This is a genomic window from Pseudoalteromonas sp. SR41-4, from assembly GCF_014163985.1.
Taxonomy (GTDB): Bacteria; Pseudomonadota; Gammaproteobacteria; order Enterobacterales; family Alteromonadaceae; genus Pseudoalteromonas; species Pseudoalteromonas rhizosphaerae.
Genome location: NZ_JACJEI010000017.1, coordinates 21,177 through 38,979 on the forward strand (window position 1 = coordinate 21,177; position 17,803 = coordinate 38,979).

A 17,803-nucleotide genomic window follows, 5' to 3' on the forward strand; every position below is an offset into this window, starting at 1 on the left:
TTATTTAAATAAAAAGTCATTAGACTAACAACCAGCCTATAATTTACTTTAAAATAAATATAAAACTTAATGACCATTTAATATAAAAAAGTGATTGATTTAGGGAGAGGATAAATAATAGGGGTATTACGACTGCTAAGCAGCCGTAATAGAAATGCGTTGAAATAGATAGTAACGAGTTATAGGTGTGAAGAACTACCTGCTGATTCATTGAATGATAAACCTGATACAATGCCTTTAGCATTAAAACGGATTGTTACATTCTTTGTCTCATTTTGAGAACCACCGACATGGCCTGCGTATGGAATAAAGCCTACACCACCGCCTTGACCTTCGCTGTAGCTGTATGTCCATACAACTTCGTCATTACCTATATCATTAACGCCCATAGGGTCGCCAATCGCTTCTTTGACTTGCTCTTGAGTTGTTTCGCCTTTTTTGAAGCCTTTTACAACTTCCATATCAAAATCACGGCCTTGTGAGGTGCTATTACATGCGGCCAAAACAAACGCCATTGCAATTGTTAATAATATCTTTTTCATGTCATTCCTTAATAATTATCTTTTAAATTCCATTTCAACGCGATTAAGCGCGTTAATTATGAACAAAAAAAATAAAATATCAACCCCAAATGGAAACATATTAAAGATAAAAAATTAATCAGTAAAAATGTATAATAAAATAAAAAACAAATACTATAATTATAAATATTTCAATCCCACTTATGATTAGACATTACTTTCCAACCCACTATAGCAACCATTTTATACCATGATTTCATTTGGATAACTTACTCACTAGTAGAGCACAACAATCCACAACTAAAGTAAATTAATGCAACATCAGCAACAATAAATGTCATTATCATTATTTTATTTTTTTAAACTCCAATTTTTAATAATTATTTTATATTTTTTATTTCGTTAAAAAATACAGCTGTAGTAATAATAGGTTAATTCACTGGATAAAATAACCAATCACTTGCCATTGCTCAGCAGATTTTTTTAATGTCACGGTTTCAATCGACTGTGCTTTATTTTCAAAATCAGTTTGAAACTCTAAAATCACATAATCACCGTCGGGCAGTTGCGGTATTGAGGTTAACACTTGACGACTGATACCTTCGCGAGATGTAACAGCACCTAGCGGCGTACGAACTTGCTCTAACTTAGATACCCAAAGCGCTTGCGGTACATTTTTTTGAAAAAACGCCCCAGCCTGCTGCCAACTGTTTGCGTATTTACCACTATCAACAACTTCTAACCAGCTAGTCGCAGGGGCGATTTCTGTTGATACATCAACAACCCTTAGCGTCTGAGCCCACGTTAATGTGCTTATAAATAAACATAAAACAACAATTATATTTTTCATGGTGAGTCCTTTTTTCTATCAAGTTATTTTGCCCCAAGCACAAAATCACTGTTCAACTTTGCCATAAATGATTTTCAAAAAACAATCTGCACTATCGAAGCATCGCTCACTATGTTCTGCTTAAAGCTGGCTTTTATTACAATATGTTGCCTTTTCAAAGTCACTGACATTCATTGCAATATTGTCGATATGTGGAAACATCTGAGTAAGTTTAGTCACTATCGCTTTTGATAATTCAGCTTTTTGCTCAGTCGTTCGCCCCTCCATTATATATCCAAAAACATGAATAAATTCGTGCTGTTTATTACCCACTAAATAACGATTATACGGGTTTACTCTGACTTTAATTTCATGCTCAGCGAACAAATCCGATGCGTTTGCAGTGTGATGAATTTGTTCATTAATGGTATCTTCATCATGATGAGTCAAGATACTCTGCGAGCAATCTATAATAAAGTGTGGCATTAAATAACTCCTTGTTTATGCAGTCAATAAGTATTTAACTTACCTTTTTTTAAACTATAAAACACTGCTTAATAGTCAATTTTACTCTTGCTAACTTTGTCCTTGCTAACTCCTTCACATCTTACTTTTAACTTTACTCGTAGCCGCACTGGTGGCGGGGTTATCAGGCCAAAAGTGTTTTGGATAACGACCTTTCATTTCTTTTTGCACCTCCCGATAGCTGGTTTGCCAAAAGCCAGCAAGATCTTGTGTTAGTTGTAAAGGTCGTCTTGCTGGTGAGAGTAGTTCCATTAATAAGGGTAACTTGCCTTGCGCTAATATTGGCGTACTGGTCATGCCGTACACTTCTTGCATACGAACACTGAGTTTTGCAGGGCCGTCGAGTTGATATTCAATACGAATATTTGAGCCACTTGGAACTGACACTCTCAGCGGGAATAAATCATTTAACGCATTTTGTTGTTGCCAATTAAAACAACTTTGCAAGGCATTAAAGTAGTTAAACTTTTTCAACTGTTCGAGGGTTTTTATATCTTCCAGAAAAGCACCTAACCAAAGCTCTGCGTCATCGGTTAAGCTTTGTTTAGTGATGACAGGAAATTGCTCCGGCACTAAATTACTGGCTAAACACATACGAATAAGTAACTGCTCACTGTCGCTTTGCTCATTAAATAATTCAAAGCCTTGTTTTTGAAATAAAGTTAACCACGCTTTCGCCCGCTCACTTTTATCAAGCGGATGTTTACTCGGTTGGCTAGTAACTGTAATTGCCCCTAGTTTGACTTCATCTTGATGAATAAAGCGCCCTGTTTTTTCGTCAAATTCACAGCGCGTTTGTGCAGTAAATAAATGTGTCAGTTCATCCTCAATCTCTGCAGGAGTAAACGCAACAGCTGCAAAAATACGACTGCCTTTTTGGCCTCCCATTGAAGCAATTGCAAGGTAGTCCTCGTTATGCCAATGCTCGTTGTTTAGCTCAGCACCTGCGCCATTGGCAAGCAAGTAACCATTGCCACGCTTTTTAGCTAATCGATCAGGAAAAGCAAACGCCACCAGCAAAGCCAAATAAGTGGTTTGTAGTTCGCGTACTTCAGTTAGCTTTAATCGCTTTAACCAAAATTTCAGTTGCTGTTTAAATACCGGATGTGGCCGAGCATGTTGGCTGTGTAATGCTAAGCTTAAATCTGCGGCATGGCTAATCCGACTCTCTAATAACGCAATTAAATACGCCGCTAATGTATAAATACCTGGCATCTGAGGTTCGAGTTGCTGCGCTTTAATTAGCATGTGCGCTAGGCGAATATCCGCGCCAAAACTTAGCATACGTGTACCGAGGGGGGTCAATTTATTGTTATTATCGAGCGCCTCTAACATTTGCAGTAATTTTGTTGCTTGCTGTATTTGTTGTGCTGTTGGACTATCTAACAAGCTTAGATCAGTTAACTCCGCGCCCCAGCATTTTGCCTCCAATAATAATTGGCTAATATCAGCACTTAAAATTTCTGGCGCATCATGGCTATTACGCCGCTCAAAGGTTTGTTTTGAACCAAGCCTATAAACTACACCGGGCTCAATACGCCCAGCCCGCCCAGCTCGTTGAATTGCCGATGAGCGAGAAATACTTTGTGTGGTGAGTTCAGTAACGCCAGTTTTTAAATTAAAACTAGCAGCGCGGCGCTTGCCACTATCAACCACAATACGAATACCTTCAATGGTTAAGCTAGTTTCGGCAACATTGGTGGTCAGCACCACTTTACGAGTACCTTTTGCCGCAGGGGCAATTGCAGCTTGTTGAGATGCTTTATCTTGTTCACCAAACAGAGTAACTACATGGCAATTTGCAGGCAAATCTGACAGCGCTTGTTGTACGCGGTTGATCTCATATTGACCGGGCAAAAAAACTAACGCACTGCCTGTTTGTTCAACTAAAGCTTGTTTGATAATACTGGCCATAGCGTCAAGCCAGCGGCTTTCATCTTTAATGGGTATGTAAATTTCATCGATGGGAAAGCTACGCCCGTGGGAACTAATAATTGAACAATCAAAAAACTGCTGATAGCGTTCGCTATCAAGGGTTGCCGACATCAATAAAATCGTTAAATCATCACGCAGTGCAGCTTGAGATTCTAATGCAAACGCTAATGCGGTATCGGCCGCAATAGAGCGCTCATGAAATTCATCAAATATCAGTAGGTCAACGCCACTGAGCTCTGGGTCGTTTTGTAGCATACGCGTGAGCATGCCCTCAGTAACAATTTCAAGGCGGGTATTAACACTGACTTTGGTTTCCTGCCTGATACGTAAACCAACGCTTTGCCCTACGGTTTCGTTTTGGCACTGTGCTAAATAGTTGGCAATATTACGTGCAGCTAAGCGACGCGGCTCAAGCATGACAATGTGCTTAAAGTGCCCGTCGCGCATCAACTGCAATGGTAACCATGTTGACTTACCCGCACCCGGCGGCGCTTGTAGTAAGGTAATCGGATCACTTTGTAATGTAGTAACGAGTTGTTGATATATTTCTTGAACCGGCAGCACAGCTATTTATCCTAAATTGCTTTGTTAGCATTGTAACAAAAAACAATTGTGTGGCAGCGATTGATACTATTAATATTTAATACACATCGGCGTTTTGTGTTATCAAATTAAATATTATTGAAACAGTAAACCGACTGAGCGCAACTACCTTTATTTATGAAAGACTTAAAAAAACTTACAATAACATTTCAAAAAATAGAGCCGCGAGCTCATGCCTGCCAGTTACATCAGCCTTTTTATAAATAGCAGACGATTGATTACTAATGGTTTTTTCTGATTTATTTCGAATGCTAGCAATCTCTGATGTTGATAATCCCTTTACTAAAAATAGTGCAATCTCTTTTTCAGCAGCCGTTAATCCCCACTTTTGGAACTGCCCTTCAATTTCATTAAAAAATGCGACTTTAGAGTCTTCTAATTGCTGATTAAGAAGCCTTATATTTTCTTTCGAGACCTTTAACTGCGCCAAGTTTAACTTTTCATTAATAGTGCGCTTATGAATATCAATCACTAAATAAACGAACAATGCTAACGATAAAGCAATTAGCGTGATTTCTTGCCAAATATGCTTAGGTTCTATATTGCTTGAAATATCAGTTGATAAATCAATCAACTTAAAAATAACGATCATAATCAATGTGAATGAAATTAACTTATCTTTATGCATCATTTTTACCTAGCCATAAAAAAAGCCACAATAATGTGGCTTTATTTATTGTAATACGTTTCTTTACTTTAGCTCAGCTTCAGAAACAAGGATATATTTATTTTCCACCCATTGACCTTCAACTTCAATGGTACGACCCACGGCTAATGCCTCCATAAAAGTTATCAAATTTACATCTCGATCATTTAGCTCTAATTCTGCATTTTCCGATAACTGCACTTCGTAACCATTTAGCATAAAGCTCTTATTTGTTAAAAGCTGAGTAATGGTTCCTTCTAATTCAACATAGCCGACATGCTTATCATCGTTGCCATTGTCATCATCACCATCGTCACCTCGGTCTGCATCGCCTCCATCATCGTCGCTGCCATCATTATCATTGCGGCCAAGTTCAACCTTACCAAGAATAAATAAGTTATTAGTGTCGTATTGCCCTTCGACTTCAACACGCTCTCCAACAATTAGTTGACTTAAAAACGTTGTAAAAGAAACTAATGCATCATCTATGATGTATTTTGCATCAGTAACTAACACTATTTCAGCACCGTTAACCGTAATTATATTGTTTGAAATTGCAGTTACTTGCCCTTTCATTTCCCATTCTTGTTGATATTCGTGTTGATCTTCTTTTTCAATTTTTAAAACACTAGGCAGTGGTGATGTTTGCAGGTAGGCAATTTCAACATAATCATTAATATTTAAAGTGGCAAAACTAAAGTACTGCTCATCATCATCTTCAAAACGGCTAAATTCATTAATTACATATACCACAGCATTAACGGTGATAGTTTTGTTTTCACGGTCTATATCTTCTATAACGCCTTTTGCTTTACCGTCTGATGAATAAGAAGACTGTTTAAATTCGATAGAAGTGACTAAATTGTTATTAACATAAACCTCAACAAACATACCCACAGTTAAATCATTCAGTGCAGCCCCTTCAATCTCAACATCATTTGCATAGTCAAATATTTGCCCATTAACCCCAATAGATGTTGCGCTTACTTGGGTAATTAACCCCTCTATTTGGTAACGTAATACGCTATCATCATCAATATCAAGTGACTCTTTAACGGTTCTAGCATCAACCTTATTGGCAACCATTACCCCGTCAACTAAATTGCCTTCAACTTTAACATAGGTATTGTTTGCTAATACGCCATCAATTACAGCCGAGCTATAATCAATAACAACGCCATTAATAGTAAACTGTAATGTTGCCTCGTCTAAATTAGATACAATCCCAGCAGTATATTCATGCCCATCATTACTTTCATCGGTGTCGGCTTTAATGTATGACGCTAAAAAAGTACCGTCTGCTTGCGGGTAGCCGCTTATCTCGACCCTTTGCCCAACACCAATCAGTGTCTCTGAAGTATCAATAAAGTGCGTTAAATCATTATAAAAAACAACTGTATTCGCAATCCGTATTTGACTATTGTTACGATCAATACTTTGAATTACACCTTCAACTTCAGTGTCGTATGACACGTCTTGCGCAACCCATTCGTCTAAGTCATTTTGTTGCGCTGAAAAACTAATTTTCATACCAACACTAAGCGCGCTTAATTGAGTGTTTAAGCCATTTTTCCTAATATTACTCGTATCAGTATTATATTTAATACCATCAACATAAATACTCCCAAAGCCAGTGATCGTACCTTGTGTTACAACAAGCTTAGGAGAAATTGAAACGGGAGGGGTTATCGGATTAACAACTATAGAGTCTGGTTGTTCACTTTGATTAGAGCCACCGCAAGCGGTCAATATGGTAAGTGCGCTTAAAGTGAATATATGTTTACTCATTTTTTTCATACTAATAATCCTAGGGTTAATTGTATTTACTGAATACATACTTCAACAACACTATTGACCTAGCTATTGCTTTAGTAAATAGGTGATTTCACCTACGTTTTTAACATGCTGTTTTTTATAAAAGAAAAAGCAAGCTAGGGGTATTAGGATTAAGGTAACCACAATAATGAATAAAAACATCTGCTGTTATGTAATTAACAAAAAACTGAAAACATCGAGTTATGCATAGCCACTATTTAGAAAAAGGGAAGCAAAACTCAAAGTTCGAATAGGTTACTAATTATTCTCAGGCAACTTACATAAGTAATAATATGTAATAGACAACAATATTTGCCACCGGTAGCATTGATATATAGAATCAACTCAACGTTAACAAAATTGGTAGAGTCAAATGAAAATCGCATTAATGAACGAATTCAGTCAAGCGGCAAAAAACCCTACAGTACTTGAACAGCTTAACACTGTGGCTAATGCCCAAAATCACCAAGTATTTAATGTAGGTATGGATGGCGATAACGATCATCGATTAACCTATATTCACCTTGGGATCATTGCAAGCCTACTGCTCAACTCAAAAGCGGTAGACTTTGTAGTTACCGGTTGTGGTACTGGCCAAGGCGCGTTAATGGCGAGCAATGCATTTCCTGGTGTAACATGTGGCTACTGCATTGACCCATCTGATGCCTACCTGTTTGCGCAAATAAACAATGGCAATGCACTCGCTTTACCCTATGCCAAAGGCTTTGGCTGGGGCGCTGAGCTTAATATTAAATACATATTCGAAAAAGCATTTACCGGCGAAAAAGGCCAAGGGTATCCTGCAGAGCGTAAAGAATCTCAAGTAACAAATGCAGGTATTTTAAATCAACTAAAAGCAGATGTAGCTAAAGATTACTTAAGCGCACTTGAAGCCATTGATCCTGAGCTGATTAAACAAGCCATTGGCGGCCCACGTTTTCAAGAGTGTTTTTTCACACATTGCCAAGACGACGCAATTGCTGCATTTGTTAAAGCGCGTATTTAAATATATCCGGTATTCGTACTGACTCTAATTAATACGCACACGCCAATGTAATATATAAATTTCATTGGCTTTTTTATATGAAATAGTTAAAGGAAAATTCTAAAAAGTGAATTACCCACACAAATATTAATAATCAATCCCTACTTTTCAAGGTCGTAATAATTACACACATTAACGTAATAATTAAGCACACAATCTAATAGCTACCGAGAGAATAGATCGTAAAGCAATGATTTAAAATGAAATAAAATAAATATCTAGCATGGTATAGAGTTTGCTCTTTAATAACTGAACACGACAAGAAAATCACTTATCTATACAAGGAGTAAATTATGAATAGCGATCGTATTGAAGGTAATTGGAAAGAACTTAAAGGTAAAGCGCAACGTAAATGGGGCGACCTTACCAACGATGATTTAGATAAAATTGAAGGTAGTCGTAAAGAGCTTGTTGGTAAAATTCAACAAGCATACGGTAAATCGAAAGAGGAAGCTGAGCGCGAAGTTGATGAGTTTGAGAAAGGCCATTAACCTAAAGCATAGCAACTGCTTTTATGAAAAAACCGCCACTTGGCGGTTTTTTATCTATAGTAAGTTATTTTCTATAAATTTGTCGGCGTCTACCAAGAAGAGAAAACGATAGCAATGCAATTAGATAATAGATGCCACCACCTGAGCTTGAACTAGACTCAGATGAAGGCGCACCTTGCTTACCTTCAACATTCACGGTGACAGTTTGAGTCGCAGAGCTAGCAAACTTATCTTTAGCGATATAGCTAAAAGTAATCGTATGACTTTCTTCTTCAGTTGGAGTTAATTTAAACAACCCAGTATCAGCTTCAAAGCTAAAACTCCCTGAATTAGGCTCAGTTACTAGCTCATATTCAATCGTATCATCGTCATTATCTAGTGCTGAAAAACGGCCATTTACTTCGCTATTATAAGACGTTTTATAGGTTAAATTTTGAGCTTGTGGAGTCGTGTTTTTAAACTCGATAACTACATTATGTATTTGGGTTTCTATTAAAGAATCTCTGACTGTATAGCTTACTGACACTGGCTCAAGTGACTCCCCACTTGGCGAAAATGTAACACTCCCAGATGCAGCATCGATTAACTGAATCTGCCCATGCGCAGGCGTATTTTTAATATCAAATACCAGATTTTCTTCATCTTCATCTAGCCCCTCAAGGTTAAAATTAAGTGGCGTATTCCAATGTGTTTGCAGTGTCATGTTATTTGCAACCGGAGCCGTATTTGTCAAATCTAATGTTAAACTTGCTACAGCCGAACGCGCACGCCCTTTAACGGTGTAGTAGTTAAGCACATCAGTACCGATTGTAACTCCAGAAGGAACATAAGTCAACAACCCCGCTTTCCTATCACTGAACTCTACTTTGCCTAAGGCTGGTCTTTGATCCAATACAACATAGTCAATATCATCAGCAACAGGTAAATCTATTTGAATACTTGATAACACGTGACCTGAATAGCTAATATTATCTGGTTTAGCTAAAGGTACAGCCGTTTGGTTAGAAAACACTTCTAATGACTTACCTGACAACAGTGTATAGTCAACATTATTGAACGTCGTACTTGCTAACCAACTAGCTTCGTTAGCTCTGTCGATCCTATATGAAATCGTATTATTATCTAAATCGTACTCACCAAATTGATCTGAACACGAATATTGCACAAATCCCGCTCTTACTGATACCAAGTTATTTAAAGTGCCTTGGCACACTTCAGCGATTAATGTTTCTTGACCGTTTAAAGCTACCTTATACAGCGACCCACTAGAGCTAGACGCTACTAAAGATTGTTCTCCGTTAGCAATAACATTAACTAAACCGTTAAAGCTTTGGCTTAGGGTAACCTTCATAATGGTATTGTTAGAATAATCATAACCAACTAGAGAACCATCCACTAAACTAACAATGTCGATATTGTCATTGTTAATAAAGCTTCCAGTTACTATTGAGCTCATTCCACGCCAAGAAAAACCCAAACTAGGCGATATTTTTAACACTTCCCCTGTTTGACCATTTAAGACCTTGAAAAAATTCCCTTCACTGCCGGTATGTTCAGCACCATTGCCTACAATTATTTCTAGCTTGCCATCATTGTTGATATCAAACGCAGTTAACGCACTGACATAATCACCGCTACCAAGCTTTGTTTGAAATATCTCCTCACCACTATCAGGAGAAAAAACCTGAACATTTGCATCATATATTGCAGAACTACCAGAAATTATATAATTTTTACCGTCATTGAATAAATCAGCGGTAGTAATCAAAGTATTACTATCCCAGTCATTTTTCAGCTCAATATTTGTAAGAATTCTAGTTTTTGTTTCTGTATCAACAACATATAGAGAATTACTATCAGTTAGTGTGTAAAGTACATCTAAACTTCCATTATTATTGATATCAGCAAGCGCTAAAGATTTATTAGAATATTGCTTAATTTTTTTAGACCATTGCTTAGTTTTATCATCCACATTATGGATCTGAAACTCATCTTCACCTGAAGATGAATAACCCGCTCCCCAAGCAATATCCTGTTTGCCGTCACCGTTAAAATCGTCAACGACAATACCTGACACACCATGTCCAGGATTTTTTATACTCCAAAACTCAATACCAGTTGTAAGTGAAAGCGCGTACAACTGACCCCACTGGCCGTCACCGTAAACTAAATCATCGATGCCGTCTTTATTGATGTCTGCAACAATAACTTTATCAATATCTTGGCCACTCTGAGCTGTCCACAAAACTTTTTCTGTACTTGGGCTCAACATCTCTATGCTTTTCCAACTCTGCCCATTAATTACTTCGTCTAAGCCATCGTTATTTATATCCACTGCTATCAGGTGTTCGCCACTAGCATTTAAATTAAGTTGTTTATGCAGCACAAACGTATCATTTTCAAACCGAAAAACCGCACCATCACTAAATAGGATTTCTTTAACGTTAGCTTGAGTAAATGATCCCAGAACAAATTTTTGCTGTGCATTTTTAAGTGCTGCTAACTCAGACAGATCAAGAGCATTGAGCACTAACAGCTCATTGTTTCTATAAACAATAATCTCATCTTTGCCATCATTATTTATATCAAAAGCATCGACTGAATCAGCATTATAATAATCAAAAGTTAGCTCCGTGCTTAGTTCAACCTTTTGAGTGACTAAATTAACCTTTTTTAAAAATTTGCCTTCTAATACATATAAATAATAGGTATCAGTCACATTATCATTTAACAGTGCTGTATCTTGAATACTGCTGTCAAAATCATAACGAGCTGTTACCTGATACTCATCCTTCGTATATTCAATGATATTAAAGCTGCTCTGTTGGGCAGATATAATATGCATACTATTCAACCCTGTTAGCGCTGTAACATATAAGCCTTTTTGACCCATAGAGTTGTCTAATGAGAAATCACGAAATACACTTGTAAGTTCAATATTTTGGTTGTTAGTAGCAGTTTGAAAAGATGTATTATTTTTTGAAGGTGTAGATAATTTAGCTTTTGTAGTTAAGCTATCGAAGTGTGACTTATCAAAATTTATTTTTTGACCGTTAACTAAAACAGCATCACCATAGGTATTTTCTTGAGTATTTTGTAAGTGTTCTGCATCAGTAGCATTTACTGAATAAGCACTCATCATGAGTAAAGTAAAGCAAGATAATTTAATCAATTCCCTAATCCTTTGTATTTTATTTTTAATTATAATGATCCATTAGCACCAGCATTATATAACCAAACATTTAAAAATAAAGAACCCATTAACAAAATTCAACAAAGATTAACAAAGTTAAAGCGTGGCTAGCACCGAGTAATGCATAACCATAACTTCGCAAATTTAAAACCAAACTCAATGGCCAATAGGTAACGAACTATTCATATGTATCTTAAATCAACTAAAAGCAGATGTAGCTAAAGATTACTTAAGCGCACTTGAAGCCATTGACCCTGAGCTGATTAAACAAGCCATTGGCGGTGCTCGTTTTCAAGAGTGTTTTTTCACACATTGCCAAGACGATGCAATTGCGGCATTTGTTAAAGTGCGTATTTAATAAAATAGCGCCCTATATTTAAGGGAAGCACACTCCCCTTTTTTGCATCTAAGATAATTAACTTTTAACTTCCAGTGTTTATAATATCCTGAGACAAAATACGCTTATCGTCTTTGTATACTTCAAGCCAACCTGGTGGCGAGGTATCACAGCCGATCACTGTAACTTGTAATACATAGCTGTAACGGCCATTGTTAAATGTGTAGCTATGGTTACCACCGCTACCGTCAAACTTTATATCGCCATTAACTAAAACAATATCTGGTTTATCACTGAGTTTTTTATCAATACTCCACGATACATAGCGGAAGTTTCCATCCCCTAAGTCATCGATACGAATACGGAATTTAGCCGTTTGCCAATCTAAAATAGGCTCTGCAAAAGTATTAACACTTGGGGGCAGCGCTTGTTTATCAGCTGCTATTAAACGTTTCGCTAGCAACTGCTCTTTGGCTGTTTGGTAATTTATACCGATAATTTTACCGTTGCTATCAACCCAAACGATGCCACTATTTAGCATAATGCCGCGCCAGCCCACCTTATCCCAGTCAGTATCGATATTTGAATTAGCAATCTGTGCAATCAGCTGCGGATCAAATACCTGATCGAAACGTTCGACTAACTCAGCTTGATTATTAATAGCAGGCACTGGATAGCTGCGCTTTAACGGATAACTAACCAGCGCAGCTATCGCCGCATTATCATCTGCTTTAAACGCGGCAATAATAGATGAAATATTTTGATGATACTGCTGCTCAAGCGCAAACGTATTTGATGCGAAAAGTAGAGATAAGCACAGTAAAGTGAGATTTAGAAACTTCATGTGTAGCCCTTTAGTTAAAATATTGATTAATAAGGAGACGTAAAGAAACTAGGCGTTAGGTAAAAGTCAAAGACAAGAAACAATCCCCTTATACCTACAGTTATAATTACAGTTTTTAAGTCGTTGCGAATCATTATAAGTTTACGCCTAGATAAATTCATAATGCTATTTTAGTGACTTATCCCCTACCAACATGACTTAAATTGCATCATTGAATAACTCCACCAAACAAAGGTAATAAATCACCAGCTTATACAATTATTATTCATAAAAAAACGAGCCTAATTTGACTCGTTTTTACTTATCACTTACCGCTTAAAGCTGCCATATTCCGGCTCATACCCCAAATTAGGCGACAGCCACCTTTCGGCCTCTTCCAGCGTCATGTTGGTACGTTTAGCGTAGTCTTCAACCTGATCCTTTTGTACTGCCGCTACGGCGTAGTATTTAGCCTCAGGGTGAGAGAAGTACCAGCCTGATACCGCTGCGCCGGGCCACATGGCGTATGAGCTGGTGAGCTGCATGCCAATGCGCTTTTCAGTGTCGAGTAGTTGCCAGATTTTCTTCTTCTCAGTGTGCTCTGGACACGCTGGGTAACCGGGTGCAGGGCGAATACCTTGATAGTTTTCACGAATAAGATCTTCATTCGCAAGGTTTTCGTCTGGGGCAAAACCCCAATATTCTTTACGCACTTGTTCGTGTAAGTACTCAGCAAAGGCTTCGGCGAGTCTATCTGCCACCGCTTTTACCATTATTTTGTTGTAGTCATCTTGCTGTGCATCGAACGCATCAGCTAAGTCGTCTTCTTCAAGACCGCCGGTTACCGCAAATGCACCAAAGTAATCAGGCGTGCCTTTCGGAGCGATATAATCAGCTAAGCAGTAGTTAGCAAAGTCGGTTTTTTCTGTTTGCTGACGTAAATGGCACGATGTGGTTAATAGTTCAGAGCGAGTTTCGTCTGTGTATATTTCAATATCGTCACCCACGCGATTAGCTGGGAATAAACCAATTACGCCAAGCGGTTGCAAACTGCCTGACTTTTCAAGGTCGTCAAGCATGTCGTTAGCGTCTTTAAATAAGCTTTGCGCCTGCTCGCCAACCACTTCATCAGTCATGATACGTGGGTATTTACCGGCGATTGACCAGGTCATAAAGTACGGCGTCCAGTCTATGTATTGTCGTAAAGTGGCTATCGAGACATTTTTAAACTCTGTCACGCCCAGCTTTTTCGGCACCGGTGGAGTGTAATTATCCCAATCAAGCTTGGCGGCGTTGTCGCGGGCACGTTGAATAGTAACCGGTTTTGAACGTGGTTTTTTGCGTGCTTGCTGCTCGCGTACTTTGACATATTCAGCGCTGGTTTTTGCTAAAAATTCAGCTTTATGCTCTTTCGACAATAAGTTAGAAACCACGCCTACAGCGCGACTGGCGTTATTTACATAAACCACGCCTTTGTCATATTGTGGCTCGATTTTAACGGCAGTATGCGCTTTTGAGGTAGTCGCGCCACCAATCAATAGCGGTAGTTCAAAACCACGGCGCTTCATTTCTTTGGCAACATGTACCATTTCATCAAGCGATGGTGTAATCAGCCCTGATAAACCAATGATATCGGCTTTTTCATCAATCGCGGTTTGCAGTATTTTATCGGCAGGCACCATTACGCCTAAGTCGATAACTTCATAGTTATTACATTGCAGTACTACGCCAACAATATTTTTACCAATATCATGTACGTCACCTTTAACGGTGGCCATCACGATTTTACCGTTAGTAGCCCCTTCTTCTTTTTCAGCTTCAATGTAAGGGTCTAGGTAGGCCACTGCGCGCTTCATCACTCGCGCTGATTTAACGACTTGCGGTAAGAACATTTTACCTGCGCCAAATAAATCGCCTACCACGTTCATGCCGTCCATTAACGGCCCTTCAATCACATGAATAGGCTTATCGGCAGCAGCGCGGCATTCTTCGGTGTCTTCATCTATAAAGGTAGTAATGCCTTTAACAAGAGCATGTTCAAGGCGCTTTTCAACTGGCCATGTGCGCCATTCTAAATCCTCTACGCGTTCGGCTTGCGCCATACCAGAGTATTTTGGTGCCAACTCTACTAAGCGTTCACCGGCACCTGGGTCGGTATTTAAAATAACGTCTTCAACCGCTTTTCGCAGCTCTGCTGGAATATCATCATACACAGCGAGTTGCCCTGCATTAACAATCCCCATATCCATACCCGCTTGAATTGCGTGATATAAAAATACTGAGTGAATAGCCTCTCGCACGGGGTTATTCCCACGAAACGAGAACGATACATTCGACACCCCGCCCGACACTTTACAGTGTGGCAAGTTTTGCTTAATGCGACGTGTACCTTCAATAAATTCAACTGCGTAGTTGTCGTGCTCTTCAATACCAGTTGCTACCGCAAAGATGTTGGGATCGAAAATAATATCTTCTGGCGCAAAGCCAATTTCATCCACCAAAATGCGGTAACTACGCTGACAAATTTCAAACTTGCGATCGGCTGTATCTGCTTGGCCGTCGGTATCAAACGCCATAACCACTGCAGCGGCGCCAAAACGTTTAATAATTTTAGCTTGGCGAATAAATGGCTCTTCACCTTCTTTTAGCGAGATTGAGTTTACAATTGCCTTGCCTTGAATACACTTTAAGCCCGCTTCAATAACTTCCCATTTAGAAGAGTCAACCATAATTGGCACGCGAGAAATATCAGGCTCGGAGGCAATCAAATTTAAAAACTTCACCATGGCGGCTTTTGAGTCCAGCATGGCTTCATCCATGTTGATATCAATAACCTGTGCGCCGTTTTCTACTTGCTCGCGGGCAACATTAAGCGCACTCTCGTAATCTTCTTCCATGATCAAACGTTTGAACATGGCTGAGCCGGTCACATTGGTACGTTCGCCAACGTTGGTAAATACTGCTATTTTTTGTGTCATCTCGGCTACCTTAGTTTAAATTACACGCTTCAAGGCCTGATAAGCGCATACGCACTTCAAGCTCTGGCAATAGGCGAGGTTTAACACCTTCAAGCCCTTTCGAAAATGCCCTGATGTGTGCAGGTGTGGTACCACAACAACCGCCAACAATATTGATAAAGCCAGACTTGCCCCAATCGATAATTTCTTGAGCCATTTCAGGTGCTTCTAAATCATATTCCCCAAACTCGTTCGGTAAACCAGCATTGGGGTGAACAGAGACAAAGGTTTCGCAAACACGCGATAGTTCTTCTACATATTGGCGCAATAAATCTGGACCTAGCGCGCAGTTCAAGCCAATTGAAATTGGCTTTATATGACGAATAGAATTATAAAATGCTTCGGTGGTTTGCCCTGACAGCGTACGGCCCGAGGCATCGGTTATGGTGCCAGAGATCATCACAGGCAACTTGCGCCCTGCTTGTTCAAACGCTTCTTCAACCGCGAATGAAGCCGCTTTTGCATTAAGCGTATCAAAAATTGTTTCTATTAAAATGAGATCAACACCACCTTCCATTAAAGCAAGGGTTGATTCAACATACGCGGTGACTAACTTATCAAACGTGACATTGCGATAACCGGGGTCGTTCACATCCGGTGAGATTGAACAGGTTTTTGAGGTTGGCCCTAAAACACCCGCAACATAGCGTGGTTTAGCTGGATTTTTAGCAGTAAACTCATCACAAATACTGCGTGCTAATTTAGCTGACTCTAAGTTTACTTCACGGCTGATGCTGGCCATATCGTAATCTTCCATCGAAATTGTAGTCGAATTAAAGGTGTTGGTTTCGATAATATCGGCACCTGCACTTAAAAAGCCACGATGAATATCAGCAATAATTTTTGGTTGTGTAATGCTTAATAAATCATTATTACCTTTAATTAGCACATGCCAGTCTTTAAAGCGCTCGCCACGGTAATCGTGTTCTTCTAATTTGTGTTCTTGGATCATGGTACCCATAGCACCATCAAGAATTAAAATACGCTGTTTTAACGCTTCAATTAACTCGGCGCTTTTGTTTTCTAAATTATTCGGCATAGTTGTTAGTCCTTACGGCTTGGCTAACTAAATTAATATCATAGGGTGTGGTTTGGTACACATAATAATTTAACCAATTCGAAAACAGTAAAAAGGCATGGCTTTGCCAAGTTTTCGACGGTTCGTTATCTGGGTTGTTCTCTGGAAAGTAATTTTCAGGCAATGGCGCATCAGGGCCTTTTTCTAAATCGCGCTGATATTCGCCTTTTAAAGTGTCTGCATCATACTCAGGATGCCCGGTAATATACACTTGGCTGCCGGATTTATTTTTTATTAAGTAAGCGCCTACTTGCTCTGAACCTGCCAGCACAACTAAGTCATCACAAGCGTTAATTTTTTCAATATCAATATGACCATAACGCGAGTGCGGCACTACAAAGGTATCGTCAAAACCACGCGTTAAGGCTCCATGTTCAAAGTAACACTTATGGGTAAACACGCCACAGAGCTTATTTTCTTTTAGTTCACGCTTTAGATTATAATGATGAAATAAACCCGCGTGAGCCGCCCAACACGAAAATAATGTTGAGGTTACATGCTGCTCCGCCCAATCTAAAATTACTTTTAGTTCATCCCAGTAGGCTACATCGTCATATTCTAAATGTGCCAATGGTGCGCCGGTAATGAGTAATGCATCGTAATTGTTGTCTTTCACTTCAGAGAAATAACGGTAAAAAGTGTCTAAATGCTGCTCTGAATTGCTACTGCTGCGATGAGTGTCTAAACGTAGAAGCTCTACATTCACTTGTAAGGGTGAATTAGCGAGCAAACGAATAAATTGCACCTCGGTTTCTACCTTATTAGGCATTAAGTTTAAAATCGCCAAGCGCATCGGACGGATCTCTTGGGTTTTAGCGCGGCTTTTTGGCATTACGAATACGTTTTCTTGACGTAACTTCGCAATTGCGGGCAATTCATCTTTAACGGTAATAGGCATACTCATCTCCAAGGCATAATTAACCAATGGCTAATTATGAACGGATA

Annotated in this window: 14 protein-coding genes; 3 read left to right on the forward strand and 11 right to left on the reverse strand. The window is 39.0% G+C overall.

Going from position 1 to position 17,803, the window contains the following annotated elements; translation table 11 throughout:
• Positions 1-179: 179 nt before the first annotated feature.
• The 6 genes from bamE to H5180_RS14235 form a co-directional block, all read right to left on the reverse strand.
• Complete coding sequence (gene bamE, locus H5180_RS14210; RefSeq protein WP_145241390.1) at positions 180-542, reverse strand: outer membrane protein assembly factor BamE; 363 nt, start codon at positions 540-542, stop codon at positions 180-182.
• Positions 543-957: 415 nt separating this feature from the next.
• Positions 958-1,371 (reverse strand): DUF4019 domain-containing protein, encoded by a 414-nt coding sequence (locus tag H5180_RS14215; RefSeq protein ID WP_149983227.1) that lies wholly within the window; start codon positions 1,369-1,371, stop codon positions 958-960.
• 120 nt (positions 1,372-1,491) lie between these two features.
• Positions 1,492-1,836, reverse strand: coding sequence for a 5-carboxymethyl-2-hydroxymuconate Delta-isomerase (locus tag H5180_RS14220; protein ID WP_182731460.1), 345 nt, complete (start codon positions 1,834-1,836; stop codon positions 1,492-1,494).
• A gap of 114 nt (positions 1,837-1,950) precedes the next feature.
• Positions 1,951-4,374, reverse strand: a complete 2,424-nt coding sequence (hrpB, locus tag H5180_RS14225) for an ATP-dependent helicase HrpB (protein ID WP_182758435.1) — start codon at positions 4,372-4,374, stop codon at positions 1,951-1,953.
• A gap of 175 nt (positions 4,375-4,549) precedes the next feature.
• Positions 4,550-5,044 (reverse strand): LuxR C-terminal-related transcriptional regulator, encoded by a 495-nt coding sequence (locus H5180_RS14230; RefSeq protein WP_257324018.1) that lies wholly within the window; start codon positions 5,042-5,044, stop codon positions 4,550-4,552.
• Positions 5,045-5,104: 60 nt separating this feature from the next.
• Positions 5,105-6,856: a DUF5666 domain-containing protein gene (locus H5180_RS14235; RefSeq protein ID WP_182758436.1), complete on the reverse strand. Its 1,752-nt coding sequence runs from the start codon at positions 6,854-6,856 to the stop codon at positions 5,105-5,107.
• 391 nt (positions 6,857-7,247) lie between these two features.
• Between H5180_RS14235 and H5180_RS14240 the strand changes: the two genes are divergently transcribed.
• Both H5180_RS14240 and H5180_RS14245 read left to right on the forward strand, forming a co-directional pair.
• Entirely contained in the window at positions 7,248-7,880 is a 633-nt protein-coding gene (locus tag H5180_RS14240) for an RpiB/LacA/LacB family sugar-phosphate isomerase (RefSeq protein WP_182731463.1), read from the forward strand.
• Between the two features lie 332 nt (positions 7,881-8,212).
• Positions 8,213-8,410 (forward strand): CsbD family protein, encoded by a 198-nt coding sequence (locus tag H5180_RS14245; RefSeq protein ID WP_145241378.1) that lies wholly within the window; start codon positions 8,213-8,215, stop codon positions 8,408-8,410.
• Between the two features lie 64 nt (positions 8,411-8,474).
• Here the strand turns inward: H5180_RS14245 and H5180_RS14250 are convergent, their stop codons facing one another.
• Positions 8,475-11,582 (reverse strand): VCBS repeat-containing protein, encoded by a 3,108-nt coding sequence (locus H5180_RS14250; protein WP_182758437.1) that lies wholly within the window; start codon positions 11,580-11,582, stop codon positions 8,475-8,477.
• A 211-nt stretch (positions 11,583-11,793) separates the two neighbouring features.
• Between H5180_RS14250 and H5180_RS14255 the strand changes: the two genes are divergently transcribed.
• Positions 11,794-11,961, forward strand: coding sequence for a hypothetical protein (locus H5180_RS14255; RefSeq protein ID WP_257326397.1), 168 nt, complete (start codon positions 11,794-11,796; stop codon positions 11,959-11,961).
• Positions 11,962-12,025: 64 nt separating this feature from the next.
• On the opposite strand, the gene H5180_RS14260 is transcribed toward H5180_RS14255, so the two are convergent.
• From H5180_RS14260 to metA, 4 genes are all read right to left on the reverse strand, one after another.
• Positions 12,026-12,784 carry a hypothetical protein gene (locus H5180_RS14260; RefSeq protein WP_182758438.1) on the reverse strand — a complete coding sequence of 253 codons (759 nt, stop codon included), beginning with the start codon at positions 12,782-12,784 and terminating at the stop codon, positions 12,026-12,028.
• Positions 12,785-13,092: 308 nt separating this feature from the next.
• On the reverse strand, positions 13,093-15,741 hold the full coding sequence (metH, locus tag H5180_RS14265; protein ID WP_182758439.1) for a methionine synthase: 2,649 nt from the start codon (positions 15,739-15,741) through the stop codon (positions 13,093-13,095).
• Positions 15,742-15,751: 10 nt separating this feature from the next.
• On the reverse strand, positions 15,752-16,819 hold the full coding sequence (locus H5180_RS14270) for a homocysteine S-methyltransferase family protein (protein WP_149982019.1): 1,068 nt from the start codon (positions 16,817-16,819) through the stop codon (positions 15,752-15,754).
• A complete protein-coding gene (gene metA, locus H5180_RS14275; protein ID WP_149982020.1) occupies positions 16,809-17,756 on the reverse strand; it encodes a homoserine O-succinyltransferase in 948 nt (315 codons plus the stop codon). Before metA ends, H5180_RS14270 begins: the two co-directional genes overlap by 11 nt.
• Positions 17,757-17,803: the final 47 nt, after the last annotated feature.

Bases quoted from the DNA above. Each gene is read 5' to 3' on its own strand.
- metH (WP_182758439.1), bottom strand. From the start codon at position 15,741: ATGACACAAAAAATAGCAGTATTTACCAACGTTGGCGAACGTACCAAT.
- H5180_RS14260 (WP_182758438.1), bottom strand. From the start codon at position 12,784: ATGAAGTTTCTAAATCTCACTTTACTGTGCTTATCTCTACTTTTCGCA.
- H5180_RS14245 (WP_145241378.1), top strand. From the start codon at position 8,213: ATGAATAGCGATCGTATTGAAGGTAATTGGAAAGAACTTAAAGGTAAA.
- H5180_RS14230 (WP_257324018.1), bottom strand. From the start codon at position 5,044: ATGATGCATAAAGATAAGTTAATTTCATTCACATTGATTATGATCGTT.
- H5180_RS14215 (WP_149983227.1), bottom strand. From the start codon at position 1,371: ATGAAAAATATAATTGTTGTTTTATGTTTATTTATAAGCACATTAACG.
- bamE (WP_145241390.1), bottom strand. From the start codon at position 542: ATGAAAAAGATATTATTAACAATTGCAATGGCGTTTGTTTTGGCCGCA.
- H5180_RS14220 (WP_182731460.1), bottom strand. From the start codon at position 1,836: ATGCCACACTTTATTATAGATTGCTCGCAGAGTATCTTGACTCATCAT.
- H5180_RS14235 (WP_182758436.1), bottom strand. From the start codon at position 6,856: ATGAAAAAAATGAGTAAACATATATTCACTTTAAGCGCACTTACCATA.
- H5180_RS14240 (WP_182731463.1), top strand. From the start codon at position 7,248: ATGAAAATCGCATTAATGAACGAATTCAGTCAAGCGGCAAAAAACCCT.
- metA (WP_149982020.1), bottom strand. From the start codon at position 17,756: ATGCCTATTACCGTTAAAGATGAATTGCCCGCAATTGCGAAGTTACGT.
- H5180_RS14270 (WP_149982019.1), bottom strand. From the start codon at position 16,819: ATGCCGAATAATTTAGAAAACAAAAGCGCCGAGTTAATTGAAGCGTTA.